We start from the raw sequence: 22986 nt of genomic DNA on the forward strand, positions 1-22986 counted from the left end.
CAGGGGAAGACAACCATGCGTATTCTCGTTGTGGGCGCCGGATCGACCGGTGGCTATTTCGGCGGCCGGCTGGCACAGGCCGGCCGCGATGTGACGTTCCTGGTGCGCCCGGCACGCGCCGAGCGGCTTCGCGCCGACGGCCTGCGGATCGTTAGCCCGCACGGTGATGTCACCCTGGCGCCAAAGCTGGTCACCGCCGGTAACATCGATGCACGCTATGACGCCGTGCTGCTGACAGTGAAAGCTTTCTCCCTCGACGCCGCGCTCGATGATCTGGCGCCTTCTGTCGGGCCCGAAACGATGATCCTGCCCGTGCTGAACGGCATGAAGCACGTTGACGCCCTGATCGCCCGCTTCGGCCGACAGGCGGTGGTCGGATGCGTCTGCAAAGTCGCTACCATGGTGGACGACCAAGGACGCGTCGTGCAGCTCAATAAGCTGCAAGACCTTGCATACGGAGAAATCAACGGATCGCCGTCGCCGCGCACCCGCGCTCTCGACGAGGCGATGACGGGCGCCGGCTTCGACGCCAGGCTGTCACCGACCATCGAGCGCGAAATGTGGGAGAAATGGACCCTGCTCGCCACGCTCGGCGCCATCACCTGCCTGATGCGCGGCACGATCGGCGAAGTCGAGGCAGCGCCAGGTGGCCGCGAATTCGCCCTAGGGTTGCTGGGCGAGGTATGCTCCGTCGTAACTTCGGCCGGGGTCGCGCCTAGCCCAGCATTCCTGACCGCGACCGAAGCGGCGGTAACGCAGCACGGGTCTCCTCTTACGTCATCGATGTACCGAGACCTTCTGCGGGGCGGCGCGGTCGAAGCGGAACAGATTATCGGCGATCTCCTGGTGCGGGGCCGCGACGCCGGTATCTCCACCCCGCTGCTGTCCGCCGCCTTCGTTCATCTATCGGTGTATCAGGCTGGGATTTCGGCAGCGTGACCGCGGGTAGCGATGAAGTGTCCCGCATCCGCTTGACAGCCTCGGCTCGGTTCGATAGCGATTAACCCGTGGTCACCGAACGCCGCAAGCAAGCGGATGGCAGAAAAGTCTCTCGTTAAGGGGCTAAGGTTCTACGCAGATTTACGCTTCAGCGTTATCGGATCGATCACAGCCCCGCCAGTTTGACGGGGTTTTTTTCTGCCAATTTTCTGTGCCCTGCGGCGCGGACAAGCAGCGCCGCAGATCGAAAGCCCATTAAGCCGCCTTCGCCAGCGCCATCGCCCGCCACACCCGCTCCGGCGTCGCCGGCATGTCGATATGCGTCACCCCGTCGCCGCTCAACGCGTCGATGATTGCATTGATCACCGCCGGCGGACTGCCGACCGCTCCGGCCTCCCCCGCGCCCTTCACGCCCAGCGGATTGGACGCGCACGGGATCTCCAGCAACTCCACCTCGATATCGGGGAACTCGTTGGCCCGCGGCATCGCGTAATCCATGAAACTGCCTGACAGCAACTGGCCCGAGGACGGATCGTAAACAGTGTGCTCCAGCACCGCCTGGCCGAACCCCTGGGCGACACCGCCCGCCACCTGGCCGCGCACGATCAACGGATTGACGGTCTTGCCGAAATCGTCGCAGACGCTGTAGCGCACCAGTTCCAACATTCCGGTCTCCGGGTCGATCTCCACCTCCGCCATGTGGCAGCCGTTAGGGAAGGTATGCGCATCGATCGGCGCGACCTCGGCCGCATCCAGCAGGGTTGCCGGCTGACCCGCCGAGGCCTTCTTCCGCTGGCTCGCCGCCAACGCCACGATATCCACGCCCCGATCGGTCCCGACGATCGAGAACCGACCATCCGCGAATCCGATATCGGCCACCGCCGCTTCCAGTTCCTCGGCTGCCGCCTGCTTGCCCTTGTTGATCACCGACTCCGACGTCAGCAGAATCGCCTGTCCTTCCGAATAAAGACTGCGAGCCCCGCCGGTGCCCCCGCCGACCGGAATGATATCGGTGTCGCCTTGGCGGATGCGAATCTTGTCGCCATCGATGCCAAGGTTATTGGCGGTCAGTTGCACATAAGCCGTCTCGTGCCCCTGCCCGGTGGACTGGGTGCCGACATAGACATCGACGAACCCATCCTCGGCGAACCGGATCTCCGCCCGTTCGGTCGGATCACCGCCGGTGGCCTCCAGGTAATATGCCAATCCAAGCCCGCGCCGCTTGCCACGCGCCACCGCCGCCGTTTGCCTGGCGGCAAAACCCGCATAATCCATCCGTTTCGTAGCAGCATCAAGCACACTGCGGAAGTCGCCGCTGTCATAGCTCTTGCCCACCGGGGTCGCGTGCGGCATCGCGTTCGGGGGCACCATGTTCCGCCGCCGCAATTCCACCCGGTCGATGCCAATCTCCCGAGCCGCGGCATCGACCAGCCGTTCGACTAGATAGTTGCTTTCGGGACGACCCGCGCCGCGATAGGCGTCGACCGGCACGGTATTGGTGAACACGCCCAGCACGTTGGCATAGATTGCCTTGAAGCCGTAAACGCTGGCTAGCACGCCGGTGCCCGCGAAGGTCGGGATGAATGGCGCGAAGGTCGACAGGTAAGCGCCCATATTGGAGATGTTGCGCGTCCGCAAGGCAAGGAACTTGCCGTCCGCATCGACCGCCAATTCGCCCCGCGTAACGTTGTCGCGGCCCTGAGTGTCGCACAGGAATGCCTCACCACGTTCCGCCGCCCACTTCACCGGACGGCCCAGCTTGCGCGCGGCGAAGCAGGTCAACACATGCTCGGCGTAGAGAAACAGCTTCATGCCGAAGCCGCCGCCGACGTCGGGGGTGATGACACGAAACTTCTCGGGATCGGTGCCGAACAGCGGACCGATCAAGTTCTTCACCATCCAGCCGCCCTGGGTATTCGCATACAAGGTCCAGCGACCGGACGCGGCATCGAACTCCGCCACCGCCGCCCGCGCCTCGATCGAGTTGACGACGATCCGGTTGTTGATGATGTCGATTTTGGTGACGTGCACCGCCCTGGCGAACTCGGCCTCGGTCGCCTGCTTGTCGCCGATCTCCCAGTCGAAGGCGAGGTTATGTGCGACGTCCGGCCAGACCCTTGTGGCGCCTTTGTCCATCGCGGTCGCAGAGTCAGTATGTGCCGGCAGCGTATCGTAATCGACCTCGATCGCCTCGGCCGCGTCGCGCGCCTGCTTCGCGGTCTGGGCGACGACGAATGCAACCGGGTCGCCGACATGGCGGACGACACCATCGGCCAACACCGGGTGCGGCGGGGTTGCCTGCGGCGAACCATCGCGGTTGTTCACCGGCGCCGCGCAAGGCAGCGGTCCCACGCCCTCGGCGGCCAGGTCGGCGGCGGTGAAGACACCAGCAACGCCGGGCAGCTTGGCCGCCACCGCAGTGTCCAGCCGACTGATTTTCGCCGCCGCATGCGGGCTGCGCAAGACGATGCCGAACAACATGCCCGGCAGCACGATATCGTCGGTATAGCGTCCCGAACCCTTCAGCAGCCTGGGATCCTCCACGCGGCGGACGGGCTGCGCTAGTCCGAACTTCGTGGTGGCCATGATCGAGGCTCCTTTTCATAGGCTGGTATCACCAGCACAGCATGTACTCCCCGCCGACGAAACGCCAAGGGGTGAGGCACCATCACGGTTCTCGCCGATCGAGCTATCCCGCCGTCAACGGCTGAACGACTGCACGATATCCGCGTGCAGCGCGCCGATTTCGCGCTGCACATAATCCAGGAACGGCGACAGCTTGCGCGAGGCCAACTCGACGACGTTCTGATATGTCATCATCCCGTTCAGGTGATCCAGTCGTTCCAATGCCGCCGGCATGCGCAGGAGATAGCGCGCTCGCAACTGCGTCAGATGCCACTCCGCTTGCGCCAGGTTCAATCCCACCGAGCGTGGAAACGCAGTATTGGCTAGCAGAAAGCAGGCGACCTGACGCGCGTCATAGCCGGCGGGATGTTCCCGCCGATAGGCATGATATCCCGCCGCTCCCCGCAGCAGCGCGTTCCATTGTCCGGCGTCAACATCAGGATCCACCGTATCCGACCGCGGCGCGTCTGCGTTGAATCGCGTATCCAGCAGCCTGGTCGTCTGATCCGCCCGCTCAAGATAGCGGCCCACCATGTAGAAGTGCCAAGCCTGATCGCGGTACAGCGTGCCCTCGGTGATCCCGGTATGCGACTGCGCCCCGTCCTTGAGCATGTTGCATACAGCGGTGAAGTGATCGGGTGAGATGGTGGCGGCGCTCAACTGCCGGATCCGCTCGTGGAACACATTGATCTGCAACCACATCTCGGTTGAGATCAGCGCCCTCAAGGTGCGCGCATTTTCCCGCGCCGCGGCGATGAACCATTGCACCGAGGTCGGATTGTCATCATCCAGCAGATAGAACTCGCCGACGCTGCGCTGCGTCGCCTCGGTGTGCTTCTTGTAGAATTCGGTCAGGTCGCCGTTGATTCGCGGGATCGACAGCCAATTGCGGGTATCGTCGGCATCGCGCGCAAAGGTGTTCGCCACATCGAGGATCCGCGCCATGTTCTCGATCCGCTCCATATAGCGGGCAAGCCACAACGTGCTTTCGGCGTGCCGAGCGATCAGATGGACTTTGTGCGGCTGCGCAATAAGAGCCATTAGATCGGTTCCGCGCTCAAGCCAGGACCCAGGTGTCTTTTGAACCTCCGCCTTGCGATGAGTTCACTACCAGGGATCCGGCGCGCAGCGCGACCCGCGTCAGTCCTCCGGGCAGCACCCAGGTGTCCTTTCCAGTCACCGCGAACGGCCGCAAGTCGATATGGCGCGGCCGCACGCCCTCGTCGCACAATGTCGGCGAAACCGACAATTTCAGCGTCGGCTGGCTGATGTAGTTCGACGGTTCGGCCTTCAGCAGTGAGCGAAACTTCTCAAGCTCCGCTTGCGATGCATGCGGCCCGACCAGCAGGCCATAGCCACCCGACTCAGCGACCGGCTTGACCACCAGTTCATGCAGATGGTCCAGCGTGTAAGCCAGAGCGTCCGGTTCGCAACAGATCCGCGTTTCGACATTCGGCAGGATCGCCTCTTCCGACAGGTAATACCGGATGATACGCGGCATGTAGGCATAGATCGCCTTGTCGTCCGCCACCCCGGTGCCCACCGCGTTGGCGATCGCCACCGCGCCTCGCCGCCACGCCTCGATCAACCCGCGGACTCCGAGCGTACTGCCGGGATCAAACGCGTCGGGATCAAGGAAATCATCGTTGATCCGCCGGTAGATCGTGTGCACCTGCGCCAGCCCACAGGTCGTGCGCATCCACACCTTGCCGCCATCGACGCACAGGTCGCGGCCTTCCACCAGTGGCACACCCATCTCGCGCGCCAGGAAAACATGCTCGAAATACGCCGCGTTGAAGATGCCGGGCGACAGCACCACGACCTGCGGGTCATCCACGCCCGGCGGTGCGATTTCCGCCATCGCGTTGTGCAGCCGCAGGCCGTACTCGTCGACGCCGCGCACCCGAAGGTTGGTCATCAGGTCCGACATCACCCTTAGGCTCATGTGACGGTTCTCGACGACGTAGGCGACACCTGACGGCGTCCGGGCGTTATCCTCCAGCACCCGAAACGCGCCGGTCTCGTCGCGCACGATGTCGATGCCACAGACATGGACATAGGTGTTGAACGGCACGTCGAAGCCGACCATCGCTTGGCAGTAGCCGGCGTTGTTCAGCACCAGTTCCGCCGGGACTATCTTGTCGGCGAGGATTTTTCGATCGTGGTAGACGTCATGCAGGAACATGTTCAGCGCCCGCACACGCTGCACCACGCCGGTTTCTATCTGCTTCCACTCGGTCGGCGTGATGACGCGCGGAATCAGGTCGAACGGCAGGATGCGGTCGATCGCGGTGGCATCGGAATACACCGTAAAGGTGATGCCGCGTTCCAGCAGATCCCGCTCCGCCGCGGCCGAGCGCCGGCGCAGGCTGTCGATCGGCAGCGCCGACAGCCGCGACAGCAACAAGGTCAGGGTCGGGTGCTGCGGCTGGCCGGAGCGCAGCATTTCGCAGAAGAACGCGGCCGGGTCGTAGCCCTGCATCGTGCCATGCGGCTGCAATTGGGCTTGCAACTGACTGTGGACCTGAGTCTGGCTGGCATCGCCCGGCTGCATCCGCGTCTCCGTTTTGCAATGCGGGATGATAGAGCAAACCGGACCGGGGGGAAGGGGTTTCCCGCCGCTGGCGAGCCCTGGTTCAGCGATGCCGTAGCCGCCTCAAGCCGGCTTTTTCGGCCGGCGATCCGATCCGGCGGCCGACACCCGCCGCGTCGACGCCCGGTGCCGAGGCGATGGAAATACTTTATCCGCCGCGTCTGCCCTTGTATGCACCCGACACTGATCGGGGGAGATCGCCTTGGTTGACGAGTTACACACCCAGCAGCAGGCGGCGGAAATCGCCGATGCCAGAAGCCGGACCGCGTCCACCCTCCGCCCCACTGTCCCGGCTTTGGAAGCCATGCTGTTCCACGCCGTCCCGGTGCTCGACCATGGTTTGATACGAGTCATCGACTACATGGGCGACGACACCGCCATCGTGCAGGCGGCCCGCGTCTCCTACGGCCGCGGAACCAAGCGAGTGCAAGAGGATGCCGGTCTGATCCGCTATCTGATGCGCCACCGGCACACCACGCCGTTCGAGATGTGCGAGATCAAGTTCCATGTCAAATTGCCGATCTTCGTCGCCCGGCAGTGGATCCGTCACCGCACCGCCAGCGTCAACGAATACTCCGCCCGCTATTCGATCCTCGACAAGGAGTTCTACCTACCCGCCCACGAACAACTCGCCGCCCAGTCCACCGCCAACCGCCAAGGCCGCGGCGAGGTGCTGGCGGGCGAGGAGGCCGCCGAGGTGCTCAGCATGCTGCGCAACGACGCCGAACGCACGTATGCCAATTACGCCGCGATGCTGAACGAGGGCGAGGCCGCCGATCCCGGCCGCCGCGGCCTGGCGCGCGAGCTTGCCCGGATGAACCTGACGCTGAACACCTATACGCAGTGGTACTGGAAAACCAACCTGCACAACCTGTTCCACTTCCTGTCGCTGCGCGGCGACGCGCACGCCCAATACGAGATCCGCGTCTACGCCAACGCAATGCTGCGGATGACCGAGGCCTGGGTACCAATCGCCGCCGCCGCATTCCGCGACTACCGGCTGGGCGCGATCACCTTGTCGGCGCAGATGGTCGTCGTGTTGAAACGGATGCTGGCCGGTGAGGTCGTCACCCAGGACACCAGCGGGCTCAACCGTCGGGAGTGGGCCGAGTTCAGCCAGCAGATGCTGCCCTGAGCTTCACACCACCAGCCACTCCCCTTGCCCATGCCGCAAGCTTGCGTGCCGCGACCAAACCGTCACAGTAGGGCACACCGCGCGACCAGTGGACCAACAGCGAGCCGCCAATCAAGTCATCGCCTGGACCGAACATCCTGCCGAGCATCATGAGGTCAACCGTTTGAGCCACGATCATGAGCCCGACATACGCGGCTCTACCAAGCCAAGCCTCGGCATGCTGATGGCGGTATTGGGCGTCGTCTATGGCGATATCGGCACCAGCCCGCTTTACGCCTTCAAGGCCAGCCTGCAGTTGTTCGAGCCGGCCCGGACCACCGCCGTCGAGGTCATGGGCGTACTGTCGCTGATCTTCTGGTCGCTGATCGTCATCGTCACGGTAAAATACGTCTTCCTGGTAATGCGCGCCGACAACCGCGGCGAAGGCGGCATCCTGGCGCTGATGGCGCTGGCGCAGCGGGTCTCGGTCGGCAGCAGCGTCAAGAACGCGATCGCGCTGATCGGCATCGCCGGCGCCTGCCTGTTCTTCGGCGACGGCGTGATCACACCGGCGATCTCGGTGCTGTCGGCGGTCGAGGGCCTGGAAGTCTCCGCCCCGGCATTGAAATTCTACGTGCTGCCGATCAGCATCGCGGTGATCGTCGCGCTGTTCGCGGTGCAATACACCGGCACCGGTCGCGTCGGCCGGATCTTCGGTCCGGTCATGGTCGTCTGGTTCTTCATCATCGGACTGACCGGGCTGGGCGAGATCATTCCCCATCCATTCATTCTGCTCGCGATCTCGCCCAGCTACGCGGTGGCGCTATGCATCCAGTACAAGGGCATGGCGTTCTTCGTGCTTGGCGCCGTGGTGTTGTGCGTCACCGGGGCGGAGGCGCTGTATGCCGACATGGGGCATTTCGGTGCCCGACCGATCCGGCTCAGTTGGCTCGGTTTCGTGCTGCCCTGCCTGATCCTGAACTATTTTGGCCAGGGTGCACTGATTCTGCGCGACCAGGCGGCGATCGCCAACCCGTTCTTTCTGCTCGACCCGGTCTGGCTGCGGCTGCCGATGGTGCTGCTGGCGACCGTGGCCACCGTGATCGCCAGCCAGGCGGTGATTTCCGGTGCGTTCTCGGTGGCTCGCCAATGCATGCAGCTTGGCTTCCTGCCGCGCATGATGGTGCGGCATACCTCGAATATGGAGGAGGGTCAGATCTACGTCCCGCAGGTCAACATCGCGCTGGCGATTGGCGTCGTGCTGTTGGTACTGGCGTTCAAGACGTCCGACAACCTCGCCTCTGCCTACGGCATCGCAGTCACCGGAACGTTCCTATGTACCGCGGTGCTGGCGATGGTGGTGTTCCGTCGCCAGTTCCACTGGTCGCGCGCCGCCGCGATTTCGGTATTCGGCGGCCTGTTCCTGGTCGATATCGTGTTCTTCAGCGCCAACACGGTGAAGATCTTCGAAGGCGGTTGGGTGCCGCTGGTGCTGGGCATCGGCCTGACCGTGATGATGACGTCCTGGAAGCAAGGCCGCGACCTGCTGTTGTCGCGCTGGAAGCAGTCCAGCATGCCTTTGGCGCCGTTCCTGGCCCGACTGCCGCAGTCCAGGATCATCCGCGTCCCCGGCCTGGCGGTGTTCATGACCAGCAATCCCGACTACGTGCCGACCTCACTGCTGCACAACCTCAAGCACAACAAGGTGCTGCATGAGAACGTCCTGTTCGTGACCGTGCAGAACGAGGATGTGCCGGAGGTCTCGCCGCGCCGCCGCGCCGAGGTGGCGCAACTGGCGCCCGGCATCCACCGGGTGATCCTGCGCTACGGCTTCATGGAAAGCCCCAACATTCCACGCGCGCTGGAGGAACTCACCGATCAGCTCAATGTCCGGGTCACCCAGGCGAGCTATTTCCTCGGTCGCGAGGTGCTGGTCCCGGGTATGGCACCGAAACTGTCATGGTGGCGCCGCGCGCTGTTCCTGGTCATGGCGCGCAACGCGGTGCCGGCGACGGAGTTCTTCCGCATCCCCAGCGATCGCGTGGTGGAGCTGGGGGTGCGGATCACGATCTGATGGCAACGGCACGGCTGCCGGCCATGCCGGCCGGTCCTCGGCCAGCGCTGACTTATCCGCTGTAGGTAAAGGTCGGCATGGCGTTCAGGGCGTCCTTGCTGGCGCCCGGCATTGTCACCTTGGTGCCGGCCTGACTGTTCTCGATGTGCAACTGCTGATATGGCACCGCGACCAGCTTGTTGCCAATCCCCAGAAATCCGCCGACCGAGACCACCGCCATGACGATCCGGTCACCCTCTTTGACGATCAGGTCGTCGACGCTCCCGACCTTTTCGTTCTGGTCGTTGTAAACCGCCGACCCAATCAGCCTGCTGGCACGCAAGCCGCCCTGCAGCTTTACTGTCGCGACCACAAGATCGGCGCTTTTCGGCGTACCCGGCAGGTTCGCCGCCGCGGTCGCGGCCGGCGCAGTCGGGGGTTGTGCATTTGGCGGCTGTGGCGGGGCTTGTGCCCGCGCTGATCCAAGCGCGCCGAGCAAGGCGACAAGACTGAGACGGGCCGGGCGGATCATGGCGGCTCCTTGCGTTTGAGGGGATTGCCGAGATCAAAGGACCGGGCCTCCCGGCAGGGCAGGCCAGGCATTGGCGGCATTTGGATTAGCGTCGAACCGTAGGTCGTCCTGGCGCGAAGATAAAGCGCCGGCGACGGTCTTCCCGCGAACCGACATGATTGTCACACATCGACGGATTTTGCCGCTTTGTCCCCAGGTGTTGACGTACCCGATGTCAATGGCCCTTGACGGCGAGCGCGAACCTCGGAAAAGTTTTAGCGCTTCGGTTCTTCGTGTTTGGAACAGCGCGAAGCTAAGAGGGAAGCCGGTGCGATGCCGGAGCTGCCCCCGCAACTGTAAGCGGCGAGCGGCTGTCCATCACGGCGCCTCGGAAAAGGCCGGACGGTTGCGTTGACCCGCGAGCCAGGAGACCTGCCGCAGCAACAATCCACGGGCGGGGTGCACCGGTCGGATGCAGGCGTGCCGGGCGTGGCGTATGCCGCGGACCAGAGATCTGCATTCGGGTGTCCCCGATCGGCAAGAAACGATGGGGAGCGGCCATGCTGGATACCCACGCCTCGACACCCAACGCCAGCACAGCGTCTGCTGGTGTTGGCTCAACGGCAACGGCCGCTTTGGCGACCATGGTTTATCGCAGCCGGGCAGTGCGTCCGCTATCCGGATTGGATTTGCATCGATTGACCCAGGCGGCACAGGCTCGCAACCGTGCCGAATGCATCACCGGGCTGGTGCTGTATGACGGTTCGCGTTTCTTCCAATGGCTGGAAGGACCGCGTGAAAGCCTGGCCAGGATCATGCGGTCGATCTTGAACGATGTTCGCCATACCGATATTCACGTGCTGCACAACCAGCCGATCGCTGCTCGCTGTTTCGGCGACTGGAGCATGCAGTTGGTGACGATGGGCGGTCGTGCCGGCGCTTGGAAGCACGACGTCGTTCAACCGCCCAGGCGGCTTATTCTCGATCTGCGCCGAGATCCGGATGCCGCACCAGCGTTGCTTGCCAGGCTGGCACCACGAAAACCGGCATTGGCAGTCAGCAGCATCGCCGCATCTGGCTTTGCCCCGCCGCCTTCTCATGAACCGACGGCGACGATCCTGCAGAACCTGATCATGCAAACAGTGATGCCGCGGGTGGCGGTCAGGCGAGCACTGGCAGGTGGCTCGCGGATACCGCCACCAGGACTGCTTGATGGGCGGGCCGACCAGCTGGCGCATCTGCTGATCGGATCTGACCCGGCAGCAGCACTTCAACTGATCAAGCAGATCCAGGCCGGCGAGCGCTCAGATTTGCGGCTTTATTCCAGGTTGTTCGAGCCAGCGGCGCGCAGGTTGGGCGACTTGTTCAGCCAAGATCGGTGCAGCGAAGTCGACGTGGGCTTCGGACTCTGCCGATTGCAGACCGCGATCCGGGTATTGGGTGCCAGCAATCCTCCCCGATCGCGGCCGATGCCGTCCGCGCCCGATGTGCTGCTGGTGACTCAGCCCGGCGAGCTGCACACTTTGGGCGCGGTTCTGGATGCGGAAGTACTGTGGCACGCGGGCTGGGCGCCACGCTTCGGCTATCCTGCCGATGACGCAGCGCTGCAGGCGCTGCTGGCAGCCACCTGGTTCGATGCGCTGGATCTCTCGCTGAGTTCCGCGTTGCGCCGCGAACACTGGCTAGGGCGGATTTCCAGGACCATTGCCGCCGCGCGCTCGGCGTCTCTCAACCCGAACCTCGCTATTGTGGTCAGCGGTCGCCTGTTCGCCGACCAAAGCGCGGATTGCGACGCCGTGGGAGCCGACACCGCAATTACCACGGCTTTGCAGATCAGACGAGCCATCCTGCTCACGGCGGAGAATAATCGTGCTCAGCCGACAATCCAGGGCGCGCCGACTGCGCCGAAGTCGTTGGCAACACAACACAGCTACCCGCAGCCCGCCTAGCTGAATATCAGCCGATGAACGCGCGGGTGGAACGGTTTACCCGCGCGATGATGCGATAAGGCCGATAGCCGGACACTGTTAGGCTGTATTCAAAGCCGAAAGGCCCGGCGATCGGATGACCGACCGCCGAGCCATCCGCGCGGCGATCAGCGGACGATGATCTCGACCCGCCGGTTTTGCGGCTCGCGAACCCCGGGTCCGGTCGACACCAGCAAGTGGGTCTCACCCAATCCGTGGACATCGATCGCGTTCTGCGGCACGCCGTCTCGGATCAACTCGCCGGCTACGGCGCGCGCCCTTCGTTCGGAAAGCCCAAGGTTGTAGCGCGGCGTGCCGGAGGTATCGGTGTAACCGTTCACTTCGATCCTGGTATACTGCACGCGGGTTGAATTATCCGCGGCTTCCTTGACGATCGCCCGGGCGCGGTCGGTCAATGTCGCCTTGTCCCAATCGAAGAACACCAGGTAGGACCGGGCGGCGGCCGGGGCCGGCACCGCCACCGGCGATGGGGCCGCCGGCGGCGGCGGTGTCGGCGCGCCGAAATCGTAGCGAATGCCGATCAGCAGGGCATGGTTGAAGTCGTTGCCAAGCTTCACCCGACCGTTCGGGTCGGAGACACCGGGCGCGGTTTGCACCGTGGCGTCAAAACTGCGGTCCGCCGTGCCGAGAAACCGATACTCGATGGTGGTCGCCAACTGCGGCAGGAACCGGAACGGGATCACCGCGCCGATGATCGCCTGATAGGCCAGCGCGCCGCGGCTGTCATCGGAGGACTGGCGCGGGAAGCCGGTGTCGTCATTGTAGGTATGGAATGAGTTCAGCCGCGTCCATTGATAGCCGACGCCGACACCGGCATAGGGTGCCACATAGGGAAAACTGGGGATCAGTCCGGTCAGGTCGTAGACCACGTTGAACATCGGCCCGAACTTGGTCTCGCCTCCGCCGGCGCCCGCCGGATAACCGAAATTCTTGCCGTTGGAAAACCCGTTGTGCCGATAGTCGCCCTCGAATTCGAGCCGCAGTCCGTTGCCCAGACCGTAGCCTAGCGCGCCGACCGCGACGCCGCCGAAATGCGAGGCCAGGCTGGCGTCCGAGGTGTTGCCGTTGGGTCCGACGATGTGCTCGTTCTGCAGGAAATTACCGCCGCCGCCGAAGCTGACATAAGGCCCGGTCACCGGGGGTGGGTTGAACGTCTGCGCCTGGGAACTCAGCGGCGCCGCGATCAGCGTCGTGGCGAGCAGTATGTTTTTCAATTTCATTCGTCAGTTCCTGAACTCGGTGGATGACTTCGGTGCCCGCGGGCCGGCAGCCATTACCGAGTGCGCAGTGTCCTGGCAACCGAATTGGTAATCCGTCACTTGCGAGGTTCAGACCGCTATCATGACAGATCAGCGCGAATGCCGGCGCCCCCGCGGCGGCGCCGCAGGGGACGTCCCGCGACGTCGTGTTCGACACGCTGGACCGCGCCCTTGAACGCTGACGCCGTCGCCGCCAAAGCCGCGGACACAGCCGCAAAAGCACAGAGACGTGATTACAAAGCGTTATACGGCCGGAGACCCAACGGTCAGTCTATCCAGCGTGTTGCCGGCGGTGTGGCCGCCTGAACACAGCAGGTAGCGAATCAGCATGAGCACTCCGGATCGGGCGAACACCCCCCCGGGCCGGGTGTTCCGCGCTGGCATGCCTCGCTGGCGCCGGGTCCGACGCGATCCCGCGGCGGCACGGAATGGCGGCCGGGGAGCCCGACCAGGCACGCGCTCAGCGGCGCCCAAACAGCTTCTCAAGGTCCGCCCGCGACAGTTTCAGCACCGTCGGCCGGCCGTGACTGCAAGTCGACGCCCTAGGCGTCGCCTCCATGGCCCGCAGCAGCGCACTCATTTCCGCCGGCCCCAACTTGCGCCCGGCGCGGATGCTGCCGTGGCAGGCCATTCGCGCGATCACCGCGTCGAGCCGCGCCGATAGCGCCGTCTGTTCGTCGAACGCGGCGAACTCGTCCGCCAGATCACGCAACAGCAGCCCCGGTTCGGCCGGCCCCAGCACCGCCGGCAGCGCCCGCACCAGGACCGCACCAGCGCCAAACGCCTCCAGCTCCAGTCCCAGTCGCCCCAGTTCCGCGGCCCGCCCCGCCAGCCGCGCCACGTCGGCGGGCGCCAGATCGACCACCGCCGGCAACAACAGCGGCTGGCTGCGCACCGCACCGTCCAAAAGCTGGGCGCGGATCGCCTCGTGCGTCAGGCGTTCATGCGCGGCGTGCTGATCGACCAAGACCAGTGCGCCGTCGGAAGCCACCGCGATGACGTAGGTATCCAGCACCTGCGCCACCGGCGCGCCCAGCGGGTGCTCGGGCAACGGCGCGGTGGCGGCGATCTGGCGCGCCGCCGGAACGGCGGCGAAGGCCAATTGAGCCTCGGCCAACCCGGCGGCACCACCGCCAAGACCGGCCTGGGCGGTTTCGGCCGGACTGCCGCCGCCGTCGTCGGCGCGCAACGTCGGCGCCGGGTAGATCGGCCGCGCCGGCCGGCCGCCACCGGACCACCCGCCAGCGCCGGACCACGGCGACGCCGCCATCGACCCCGCCATCCCTGGGGCCGATCCGGTCGCCATCCCCAGCGCCCGCCGCACCGAACCGATCACCAGCGCGCGCACCGCGCCGGCGTCGCGGAATCGCAACTCGGTCTTCGCCGGGTGGACATTGACGTCCAGTTGCTCCGCCGGCAGTTCCAGGTAGAGCGCCACCACGGCATGCCGCCCCGGCGCGATCACATCGCGATACGCCAGCTTGACCGCGGTACGCAGCACCGGATCGGCCACCGGGCGGTGATTGACGATCAGCGCCTGCGCCGCCGGTGTCATCCGGGTCAGCGCCGGCGAGCAGACGTAGCCGCGGATCCGCAACTCACCGCGGGTCTCGTCCAGCGCCAGCATCACTGCCGCTGCCTCCGCCCCAAGCAGCGCCGCCACCCGTTCGAGGCGCGACTGCGCCGGCGCCTCGAACGCCACGCGCCCGTCAAGCTCCAGCCGGAACGCCACCGTCGGCGCCGCCAGCGCCAGCCGGCGCACCGCCGCCTCGGCGTGCTCGGCCTCGACCCGTGCCGATTTGAGGAACTTGCGCCGCGCCGGAGTGGCGAAGAACAAGTCCCGCACCGCGACCCGGGTGCCCGCCGCGCCGGCGGCCGGTGCCACCGCCGAGACCCGGCCGCCCTCGACCGAGATCGTGCTGGCATGATCCGCGGCCGACCCGGTTGCCGCTGGGTCCGCGGCCGCCGGGTCGGCGCCCTCCTGGGCCGCGCCCCATTCATCGGGGCCGGCTTGATCGAGGCCGACTTGATCGGGGCCGAATTGATCGGGGCCGGCTTGATCGGCGCCTGGCTGACCGATTGCAGCCCGACCTTGCTCCCAGCCCTGTCGGCTCGACCGCGAGCGTGGCCGCGAGGTGATCCGCAGCCGCGCCGCCGCGCCGATCGCCGGCAGCGCCTCGCCGCGAAAGCCCAGCGTGGTGATCCGCAGCAACGTCTCATCGGTCAGCTTCGAGGTGGCGTGGCGGCGCACGCACAGGCCGAGTTCCGTCGCCGACATGCCGATACCGTTGTCGGTAACCTCCAGCCGGTCGATGCCGCCGCCATCGAGGCAGACGGTGATTCGCGTCGCGCCGGCATCCAGCGCGTTCTCCACCAATTCCTTGGCGGCGGCGGCCGGCCGCTCGATCACCTCGCCGGCGGCGATGCGATTGACCGTGGTCTCGGGCAACAGCCGGATCCGCGACAGCGTCATGCTCAGGCGTCTCCTGCACGCGCCGCCGGCGCTGCTTTGACCACTCCCCGGAGCCCGTCCCATCCGGAACTTGCGGCGGGAACTCCCTGGCCGCCGCCGAGCGGCGACACCGAAGGCGGCAAATTTATTTGGCGCCGCGTAGGGCTGCTGTCCAGCGCTAACGGCAGCCGCCAGATCACAGCATTGCCACGGCAACGTTGCAGAGCGGGGATTGCCAGGGGGCATGACCAGGGGGGCATGACTAGGGGGGATCATGGCTCGGTGCGGCCTCATCCGGAGCGGCATTGCCGGTCGCCGCGGTGGCCGCCCGGCATGCCTGGCGGAACCCTCTTTGCCGCCCTGCCCGGACGCGCTATGGGTGGGCACCACAGGCGCGAGGGCACTGATGGAAGACGATCAGCAGCAGCGGCCGGACAGTCTGCTGCCCTATGAGACATGGATCGCCCAGGCGCTGCGCCACGTCGTGGCGCAGGCGATCGAACACGTGGCGGCCGCCGGCCTGCCCGGCGGGCATCATTTCTACCTCACCTTCCGCACCGATCATCCCGGCGTGCAGATCCCCCCGCGGGTCGCCGCGCAATACCCCAATGAAATGACCATCGTGCTGCAGCACCAGTTCTGGGACCTGACGTTCAACCGCGCGACCCAGACGATCGGGGTCGGTCTGTCCTTCGGCGGCGTGCCGTCCCGGCTGGTTATCCCGCTCGACGCGGTGGTCGAATTCGCCGACCCGCATATCCGCTACGGCCTGCGCTTCCAGCCGGCGGACCCGGCCATGACCGTCCCGCGAACAGCGTCGCCGGATAGCCAACCCGAGGGTGGCGAAGCGCCAAGTGGCGAGGACCCGGGCACCGCACCCGGCGACGCCGCGGCCAAGGGGAGCGAACCGGCTCAGGTGGTCAGCCTGGACGCCTTCCGCCGCCGCTCACCGCAGGATTGAGCGCCGCCGCCGACCGCGGCGGCTGAAAGGAGATCAACGTGGCTTCCCTGATCCAGCGGCCCGCCGCATCGCGCCCCGCCGGCGCCGCTGACGCCACCTCGGAGGCTCGCTCCGCCCGAGAGTCTCGCTCTGGGACGGACGCTCGCCCGGCTGGTTTTCGTTACATGCCGATGTTCCCGCTGGCCGCCGATACCACGCCGTGGCGCCGGCTGCCGATCGACGGCGTGCGCAGCCTCAGCATCGAGGGCAAGAACTTGCTGCGGATCGCGCCGGAGGTGCTGAGCGAACTGGCCCTGGCCGCGTTTCACGACGTCTCTCACCTGCTGCGTCCGGCGCATCTGGCTTCGCTGCGCGCCATCCTCGACGACCCCGAGGCCTCCGCCAACGACCGCTTCGTTGCCCTCGATCTGTTGAAGAACGCCAACATCGCCGCCGGCGGTGTGCTGCCGATGTGCCAGGACACCGGCACCGCCATCGTGTTCGGCAAGAAGGGTCAGCGCGTCTGGGTCGACGGCGACGAGGAAGAGGCGCTGTCCTGGGGCGTGCACCGCACCTACACCGAGACCAATCTGCGCTATTCGCAGATGGCGCCGCTGTCGATGTTCCAGGAGGTCAACACCGGTAACAACCTGCCGGTGCAGTTCGACATCATGGCCGCGCCCGGCGAGGACCACGCCGACGAATTCCATTTGATGTTCGTCGCCAAAGGCGGCGGGTCGGCCAACAAGACGTTCCTGTTCCAGGAGACCCGCGCCATCCTGACCCCGGATGGCCTGGCCAAATTCCTCGAGACCAAGCTGAAGACGCTCGGCACCTCGGCCTGCCCGCCATACCACCTGGCCATCGTCATCGGCGGCACCTCGGCCGAGCTGACACTGAAGACGGTCAAGCTGGCCTCGACCAAGTGGCTGGATGCACTGCCGACCAGCGGCGACGCCAGCGGCCATGCGTTCCGCGACCTTGGGCTCGAACAGCTTGTGCTGCGGATCTCGCGCGATCTGGGGATCGGCGCGCAGTTCGGCGGCAAATACTTTTGTCACGACGTGCGCGTGGTGCGGTTGCCGCGGCACGGCGCGTCACTGCCGGTCGGCATCGGCGTGTCGTGCAGCGCCGACCGCCAGATCAAGGCCAAGATCACCGCGGACGGGGTGTTCCTAGAGCAGCTCGAAACCGATCCGGCACGCTACCTGCCGGATCTTCCGGCGGGGGAGATGAGCACCCGTCAGAGCGGCGACGCGGCCGACACCGCGATTGCGATCGACCTCGACCGGCCGATGGCCGAGATCCGCGCCGAACTGAGCCGTCATCCGGTGAAGACCCGGCTGTCGTTGACCGGCACCTTGGTGGTGGCGCGCGACATCGCCCATGCCCGGCTGGCCCAGCGCCTGGACAATGGCCAGCCGTTGCCCGACTACCTGAAGCAGCACCCAGTCTACTACGCCGGCCCGGCGAAGACCCCCGATGGCATGGCCACCGGCAGTTTCGGCCCGACCACCGCCGGCCGGATGGACAGCTACGTCGCGGCGTTCCAGGCCGCCGGCGGCTCGCTGGTGATGCTGGCCAAGGGCAATCGATCGAACGCCGTCAGGCAAGCCTGTCGCACCTATGGCGGCTTCTACCTGGGCAGCGTCGGCGGCGCCGCGGCGCGGCTGGCGCAGGACTGCATCCGTCGCGTCGACGTGCTGGAGTTCCCCGAACTCGGCATGGAAGCGGTCTGGCGCATCGAGGTCGAGGACTTCCCGGCCTTCATCATCATCGACGACAAGGGCAACGACTTTTACGACGGGCTTGGCTGATGCGCTTCACCATCGACCGCATCGACCACCTGGTATTGAACGTCGCCAGCGTCGAGCTCAGCGCCGCCTGGTATCAGCGCGTGTTGGGCATGGAGCGCGAGGATTTCGGCACACAGCACCGCACCGCCCAGAACCGGACCGCGCTGAAATTCGGCGGCCAGAAGATCAACCTGCGCCCGATCGATGCCAATGTCGGGTCCTGGCCGACCGGGGTGAACGCCGACCCCGGCGCCGGCGACCTGTGCTTCATCACCGCGATACCGCCGGACGAGGTGATCGGCCACCTGCACGACAACGGCGTGCAGGTATTGCAGGGCCCGGTGGAGAAAGCCGGCGCGCTGGGTCCCATTCTCTCGGTGTATTGCCGCGATCCCGACGGCAACCTGGTCGAAATCGCCTCCTACCAGCCGCTGTGAGCGATGCACTCGACCGATCCCGCGTCGATGACTCGGCAAGCCTTGCTTCGCGTTCGATCGGCCGCCGCGCGCGACCCGCGTCAGCCGCCCGCATCGGCCGATCTTCTCGTGATCCGGTTCGATGACCACGGCGCGGGGTAGCGTCCGGGCCGCAATAGGCGCGGCACCAGCCCATCAGACAGCACCCGAACCGGCCATGACGGATCAGGCCGCCACCGGACGAGGGGGCGAACCGAGCGCGGCCGAGCTTTCCCTGGCCGATTTCGACTACCCCCTGCCAGCTGCGTCCATCGCCCAGCAACCCGCGCGCCCGCGCGATTCCGCGAGGCTGCTGCAGGTCGGCCGCGACCGCTTGACCGACTGCACGATCCGCGACCTGCCCGGCCTGCTGCGCCGCGGCGATATCCTGGTGGCCAACGACACAAGGGTGTTTCCCGCGCGGTTGCAGGCCAGCCGAGGCGCGGCACGGGTCGGCCTCACATTGGACCGGCCGCGTCCGGACGGGGCCTGGCACGCGCTTGCCCGCAACGCCCGACGGCTCAGTCTCGGTGATACCCTGGCGATCCAGGCGGCCGACGGGCTGACCGCCCTGGTCATCGACAAGGCCGCCGACGGCAGCCTGGTGCTGGCCTTCAGCCGCGACGGCGAGGCGCTGATGGCAGCGTTCGCCCGCGCCGGCGCGCTCGCCTTGCCGCCCTATATCCATCGCCCGCATGGCCCCACCGCGGCCGATGCGAGCGACTACCAGACGGTGTTCGCCCGCCATCCCGGCGCGGTGGCGGCGCCAACCGCCGGGCTGCATTTCACCCCGGGCCTGCTGGCGGCGCTCGATACCGCCGGGGTGCGCCGGGTCACGCTGACGCTGCACGTCGGCATCGGCAGCTTCCTGCCGGTGCGCGCGGAGCGGGTTGCCGATCACCGCATGCACGCCGAGCGCGGCGAGATCAGCGCCGCCGCCGCGGCGGCGATCAACCAGGGGCGGGCGGCCGGGGGGCGCGTCGTCGCCGTTGGCACCACCAGCTTGCGTCTGCTGGAAAGCGCGGCGACTGCCGACGGCTTGGTCACGCCGTTTCGCGGCGACACCGAACTGTTCATCCTGCCGGGCTACCGGTTCAAGACGGTGGATCGGCTGCTGACCAATTTTCATTTGCCGCGCTCGACGCTGCTGATGCTAGTCGCGGCGTTCGCCGGGCGGCAACGGATCCTGGCCGCCTATGCCCACGCGGCGGCGACCGGATATCGGTTCCATTCCTATGGCGACGCATGCTTGCTTGAGCGGTTCCAGACGATTCCACCGATGCCGTAACGATTCGCTTGACATCGGTGGGGGGCAATCCGCTATTCCCTGCCTGATGGAAACGTCCTTCGCCGCCCTGCCGGCCGGTCTCCGGCGCGTTCGAAGGAACCCACAGTTGAAGACAACCGCAAGCGCGCCGCTCGCCCCACCCGTCACCACGGTCAGGGTTTGGCAAAACCGCCGCATGGTGCGCGGCATCGCCGACTTCGGGCCATCTGCCACCACCGCATCCATGTCAGGCGCTCAACTGATCAAGCGGATCGCCCTGGCGATCATCTTCGCCGCGATGCTGCAGCCTGGCATCCGCGCGCAACCCAACCAGGCGATTGATCCGACCGTCGGCATGGAGCGGCCGTTCGGCCTCCGCGGCCAGTCCTGCAAGCAGTATGACGACACCGGCCGGCTGTATATTTACAGCGAGGGGCTGCCCGATATCAGCATAATCTCCTGGCTGCAGCGGTCGGCCAACGGCACCCGGCCAAACGTGCCGATGCCTGATGCCCTGGCGCAGGCCCTGCCACTGCTACCGGGCTGCCTGCCAGGCAAGCACCACGCCGCATCGGCACACGGCTGATCTCGGCGACCGGCGGAAGCCGGCGAATGCAGGCCCCTGGGCGCAGCGGCCGAACGCCTCCCACGCACGACCCCATTCCGCGGGTCGCGGCATGGCAATAAAGCATCTGCCAAGAATAGAACCCCGACCAGCGGGTCTTCGCGTGTTGCAAGCATGTCTTGCATAATTCAACCTGCTGTCACGCTCCGTCCGATAGAATGCGACCGCAAGGATTATTGGAACAAGCGAAAATTCGTTCCGATGAGATACTGTGATGTCGCGGGAATTCGGGGGAACCACTGTGCGCATTCTCAGAACCATGACGGGTGTGACCACAGCCGCCATCATGTTGTCGCCGCCAAACTCCGATGCGATCGACCGGGCACCCTGGATCTGGGCCACGATATGCGGCCACGCGCCCCAGGAAGAGCTGTATCAGCCGGCCGCCTACCGCTATCCTGCCTTGACGAACGATACGCCGACCGTACCCTGCGCGGCAGCGCCAACCGGGTTTCATCGCCTGCAGCAAGCCAGCGCCGACGGCGATCTGTCGGTTGATCTGTCGGTCGCCAGCGACACCGCAAACTCGTCGCTCTGTTATGTCTATAACGGTGTTCCGGAAGCACCTGTCATCCGCATCCAGCGAGGCCACAGGCTGACCGTCAGGCTGACCAATACGCTGCGTAACACCGGACCCGGCAACACCCGGAACTGCCTGCTGCAGACCTTCGTCGACGGCGGCGCCTGCGATGAGCCAGAGCAGGGATTCGAGGCACAACCGGGTCCGGACCAAGACTTCTACCCGATCCAGACCAACGTTCCGCATCTGGCTGACGGCACGACCAATCTGCATGTCCACGGCCTGATCGTCTCGCCACGGCCGTGCCACGACGAGGTGATCCGCAGCGTCATCTATCCGGCGAATTGGGACGCGCCGGTGGTGCGGCCGTTGCCCTGCCAAGCGGCCTAGAATGAACTGACCTACAGCTACGATATACCGGCCGATCATCCTGAAGGACTTTATTGGTATCACACCCATCGGCACGGCCAGGCCGAGGCCGCGTCCATGCTGGGTCTGGTCGGCGCCATCGTTGTCGAGGGACCCGACGATGCCCGCCGGGCCGCGATGGGGGTCGATGACGACGTGCTGGTGATCCACGACGTGCCGATCATGCAGCCCGAGGGGGCGGACACGCCCTCGCAGCCGATGCCATCCCACACCACGACCTTGAACCACGCGGCACGGCACCCAAGGATGATAGCCGCGGCAGACCCAAGGATCGATCAAGCCAATGAGGTGACCTGCGATCCCGACGATACCGCGTTCGGTGGGCCGCAGGTCACCACACTCACCTTGAATGGCGCCCCCGTTCCGGAGATGCCCGATGGCTCGTTGCCGCCTGATGATGTGGTGCTGACCAAGACCATGCGGCCAGGGCAGACCGAGGTCTGGCGCATCCTCAATGCATCCGCCGACACCGCAATCCGGCCTCGTCTGGTCATGCTGCAGAATGGCGTGACCACCACGCTGCCGCTGCAGGTCTTGGCGCGGGACGGCGTGCCGGTGGCTGACGACACCGGCTCTCCTTCGGTCCAGACGATCGACACGACAAGCAAGCCGGTATTGCTGGACCCAGCCTACCGGCTGGAGATCGTCGTGCACGCCCCGCCGACCGGTGCGACGCTGTATCTTGACAGCGGCCGGGTTTCGGTCGGCTGCACCGGCGATGGCGACCCGGCGCGCCGGCTGTTGCGGGTCGTCGCGGCCGGAACGCCGGTGAGTGCCACCGCGTCGGATGCCGCACTGGCCCCGGCCGACCCCGATCAGTACTATACCCATATTCTCGATCAGACACCGACGATACAGCGGCGGCTGGCGTTCACCGAGTACCCACGCAGCTTCACCGTTGCGCAATCGACCTGGGATGGTCCCGCGCCGCAGCCCGGCCAGTTCGATCCGGACGCGACCGACTTCTTCCTCAATCAGATGGAGTCAAGCGATGCTCCGGCACTGCGCCCGGTCATCAGACCATTCGATATGCGTACGACGCGTCCCGACGTGGTTGTACATCTGCATGGCGCCGAGAGCGTTACCGAGCAATGGACCATCCAGAATTATTCCCTGGAGTACCACGCTTTCCACATCCACCAGATCCATTTCCGCGACGTTACCGCGGGCAGCCTCGATCCGCTCGACGCCCCATTGCTGGATACCGTCAACGTGCCGCCGGCCGTCGACAACGATGGCTTTCCCGGTGCGCCCGGGCAGACCAAAATCCGCCTGACCTTTACCCGCGCGCAAATCGGCGAGTTCGTTTTCCACTGCCATGTGCTGGAGCACGAGGACAACGGGATGATGCAGAAAATCCGCGTCGTCGAGGACTAGCGACCACCGCGCAGCACAACGTTCCCAGCGCTTAATCCACCGC

At 65.8% G+C, this 22986-nt stretch carries 17 protein-coding genes and 1 riboswitch; of the genes, 11 read left to right on the plus strand and 6 right to left on the minus strand.

Annotation, left to right across the window (positions count from 1 at the left end):
• Nucleotides 1-15 precede the first annotated feature (15 nt).
• Nucleotides 16-939: a 2-dehydropantoate 2-reductase gene (panE, locus tag ACQY4T_RS03250; protein WP_428537591.1), complete on the plus strand. Its 924-nt coding sequence runs from the start codon at nucleotides 16-18 to the stop codon at nucleotides 937-939.
• A gap of 255 nt (nucleotides 940-1194) precedes the next feature.
• Here panE and ACQY4T_RS03255 read toward each other — a convergent pair whose 3' ends face one another.
• From ACQY4T_RS03255 to ACQY4T_RS03265, 3 genes are all read right to left on the minus strand, one after another.
• Nucleotides 1195-3525, minus strand: a complete 2331-nt coding sequence (locus ACQY4T_RS03255) for a xanthine dehydrogenase family protein molybdopterin-binding subunit (RefSeq protein WP_428537594.1) — start codon at nucleotides 3523-3525, stop codon at nucleotides 1195-1197.
• A gap of 114 nt (nucleotides 3526-3639) precedes the next feature.
• A complete protein-coding gene (locus tag ACQY4T_RS03260) occupies nucleotides 3640-4605 on the minus strand; it encodes an alpha-E domain-containing protein (RefSeq protein ID WP_428537597.1) in 966 nt (321 codons plus the stop codon).
• Nucleotides 4606-4621: 16 nt separating this feature from the next.
• Entirely contained in the window at nucleotides 4622-6118 is a 1497-nt protein-coding gene (locus tag ACQY4T_RS03265) for a circularly permuted type 2 ATP-grasp protein (protein WP_428537600.1), read from the minus strand.
• A 241-nt stretch (nucleotides 6119-6359) separates the two neighbouring features.
• Here ACQY4T_RS03265 and thyX point away from each other — a divergent pair, with 241 nt between their 5' ends.
• On the plus strand, nucleotides 6360-7292 hold the full coding sequence (gene thyX, locus ACQY4T_RS03270; protein ID WP_428537603.1) for an FAD-dependent thymidylate synthase: 933 nt from the start codon (nucleotides 6360-6362) through the stop codon (nucleotides 7290-7292).
• Between the two features lie 217 nt (nucleotides 7293-7509).
• Entirely contained in the window at nucleotides 7510-9345 is a 1836-nt protein-coding gene (locus tag ACQY4T_RS03275; protein WP_428542681.1) for a potassium transporter Kup, read from the plus strand.
• A 52-nt stretch (nucleotides 9346-9397) separates the two neighbouring features.
• Here ACQY4T_RS03275 and ACQY4T_RS03280 read toward each other — a convergent pair whose 3' ends face one another.
• Entirely contained in the window at nucleotides 9398-9856 is a 459-nt protein-coding gene (locus ACQY4T_RS03280; RefSeq protein ID WP_428537606.1) for a PRC-barrel domain-containing protein, read from the minus strand.
• A 246-nt stretch (nucleotides 9857-10102) separates the two neighbouring features.
• Nucleotides 10103-10289, plus strand: a riboswitch (cobalamin riboswitch).
• A 70-nt stretch (nucleotides 10290-10359) separates the two neighbouring features.
• On the opposite strand from ACQY4T_RS03280, the gene ACQY4T_RS03285 reads away from it, so the two are divergent.
• Complete coding sequence (locus tag ACQY4T_RS03285; RefSeq protein ID WP_428537609.1) at nucleotides 10360-11784, plus strand: BLUF domain-containing protein; 1425 nt, start codon at nucleotides 10360-10362, stop codon at nucleotides 11782-11784.
• A gap of 146 nt (nucleotides 11785-11930) precedes the next feature.
• Here ACQY4T_RS03285 and ACQY4T_RS03290 read toward each other — a convergent pair whose 3' ends face one another.
• Both ACQY4T_RS03290 and mutL read right to left on the minus strand, forming a co-directional pair.
• Nucleotides 11931-13043 carry an OmpA family protein gene (locus tag ACQY4T_RS03290; protein ID WP_428537612.1) on the minus strand — a complete coding sequence of 371 codons (1113 nt, stop codon included), beginning with the start codon at nucleotides 13041-13043 and terminating at the stop codon, nucleotides 11931-11933.
• 499 nt (nucleotides 13044-13542) lie between these two features.
• Nucleotides 13543-15555: a DNA mismatch repair endonuclease MutL gene (gene mutL, locus ACQY4T_RS03295; RefSeq protein WP_428537615.1), complete on the minus strand. Its 2013-nt coding sequence runs from the start codon at nucleotides 15553-15555 to the stop codon at nucleotides 13543-13545.
• Between the two features lie 385 nt (nucleotides 15556-15940).
• On the opposite strand from mutL, the gene ACQY4T_RS03300 reads away from it, so the two are divergent.
• The 7 genes from ACQY4T_RS03300 (at nucleotide 15941) to ACQY4T_RS03330 (ending at nucleotide 22943) form a co-directional block, all read left to right on the plus strand.
• A complete protein-coding gene (locus ACQY4T_RS03300) occupies nucleotides 15941-16495 on the plus strand; it encodes an SspB family protein (protein ID WP_428537618.1) in 555 nt (184 codons plus the stop codon).
• 164 nt (nucleotides 16496-16659) lie between these two features.
• Complete coding sequence (locus ACQY4T_RS03305) at nucleotides 16660-18291, plus strand: fumarate hydratase (protein WP_428542684.1); 1632 nt, start codon at nucleotides 16660-16662, stop codon at nucleotides 18289-18291.
• Entirely contained in the window at nucleotides 18291-18707 is a 417-nt protein-coding gene (locus ACQY4T_RS03310) for a VOC family protein (protein ID WP_428537621.1), read from the plus strand. Before ACQY4T_RS03305 ends, ACQY4T_RS03310 begins: the two co-directional genes overlap by 1 nt.
• A 196-nt stretch (nucleotides 18708-18903) precedes the next feature.
• Nucleotides 18904-20013, plus strand: coding sequence for a tRNA preQ1(34) S-adenosylmethionine ribosyltransferase-isomerase QueA (gene queA / locus ACQY4T_RS03315; protein WP_428537624.1), 1110 nt, complete (start codon nucleotides 18904-18906; stop codon nucleotides 20011-20013).
• A 106-nt stretch (nucleotides 20014-20119) separates the two neighbouring features.
• A complete protein-coding gene (locus ACQY4T_RS03320) occupies nucleotides 20120-20578 on the plus strand; it encodes a hypothetical protein (protein ID WP_428537627.1) in 459 nt (152 codons plus the stop codon).
• Nucleotides 20579-20885: 307 nt separating this feature from the next.
• The gene (locus tag ACQY4T_RS03325) at nucleotides 20886-21527 is read left to right on the plus strand and encodes a hypothetical protein (RefSeq protein WP_428537630.1); all 642 of its coding nucleotides are present in this window, start codon (nucleotides 20886-20888) and stop codon (nucleotides 21525-21527) included.
• Between the two features lie 96 nt (nucleotides 21528-21623).
• Nucleotides 21624-22943, plus strand: coding sequence for a multicopper oxidase family protein (locus tag ACQY4T_RS03330; protein ID WP_428537633.1), 1320 nt, complete (start codon nucleotides 21624-21626; stop codon nucleotides 22941-22943).
• Nucleotides 22944-22986: the final 43 nt, after the last annotated feature.

Origin of the sequence: Rhodopila sp. (assembly GCF_965277825.1) — a bacterium.
GTDB lineage: Bacteria > Pseudomonadota > Alphaproteobacteria > Acetobacterales > Acetobacteraceae > Rhodopila.

Excerpts from the sequence above, each read along its gene's own strand:
- ACQY4T_RS03305 (WP_428542684.1), top strand. The coding sequence starts at position 16,660 with ATGCCGATGTTCCCGCTGGCCGCCGATACCACGCCGTGGCGCCGGCTG.
- ACQY4T_RS03330 (WP_428537633.1), top strand. The coding sequence starts at position 21,624 with ATGCTGGGTCTGGTCGGCGCCATCGTTGTCGAGGGACCCGACGATGCC.
- ACQY4T_RS03280 (WP_428537606.1), bottom strand. The coding sequence starts at position 9,856 with ATGATCCGCCCGGCCCGTCTCAGTCTTGTCGCCTTGCTCGGCGCGCTT.
- ACQY4T_RS03260 (WP_428537597.1), bottom strand. The coding sequence starts at position 4,605 with ATGGCTCTTATTGCGCAGCCGCACAAAGTCCATCTGATCGCTCGGCAC.
- ACQY4T_RS03265 (WP_428537600.1), bottom strand. The coding sequence starts at position 6,118 with ATGCAGCCGGGCGATGCCAGCCAGACTCAGGTCCACAGTCAGTTGCAA.
- ACQY4T_RS03255 (WP_428537594.1), bottom strand. The coding sequence starts at position 3,525 with ATGGCCACCACGAAGTTCGGACTAGCGCAGCCCGTCCGCCGCGTGGAG.
- panE (WP_428537591.1), top strand. The coding sequence starts at position 16 with ATGCGTATTCTCGTTGTGGGCGCCGGATCGACCGGTGGCTATTTCGGC.
- ACQY4T_RS03275 (WP_428542681.1), top strand. The coding sequence starts at position 7,510 with ATGCTGATGGCGGTATTGGGCGTCGTCTATGGCGATATCGGCACCAGC.
- ACQY4T_RS03310 (WP_428537621.1), top strand. The coding sequence starts at position 18,291 with ATGCGCTTCACCATCGACCGCATCGACCACCTGGTATTGAACGTCGCC.
- mutL (WP_428537615.1), bottom strand. The coding sequence starts at position 15,555 with ATGACGCTGTCGCGGATCCGGCTGTTGCCCGAGACCACGGTCAATCGC.
- ACQY4T_RS03300 (WP_428537618.1), top strand. The coding sequence starts at position 15,941 with ATGGAAGACGATCAGCAGCAGCGGCCGGACAGTCTGCTGCCCTATGAG.
- queA (WP_428537624.1), top strand. The coding sequence starts at position 18,904 with ATGACGGATCAGGCCGCCACCGGACGAGGGGGCGAACCGAGCGCGGCC.
- ACQY4T_RS03290 (WP_428537612.1), bottom strand. The coding sequence starts at position 13,043 with ATGAAATTGAAAAACATACTGCTCGCCACGACGCTGATCGCGGCGCCG.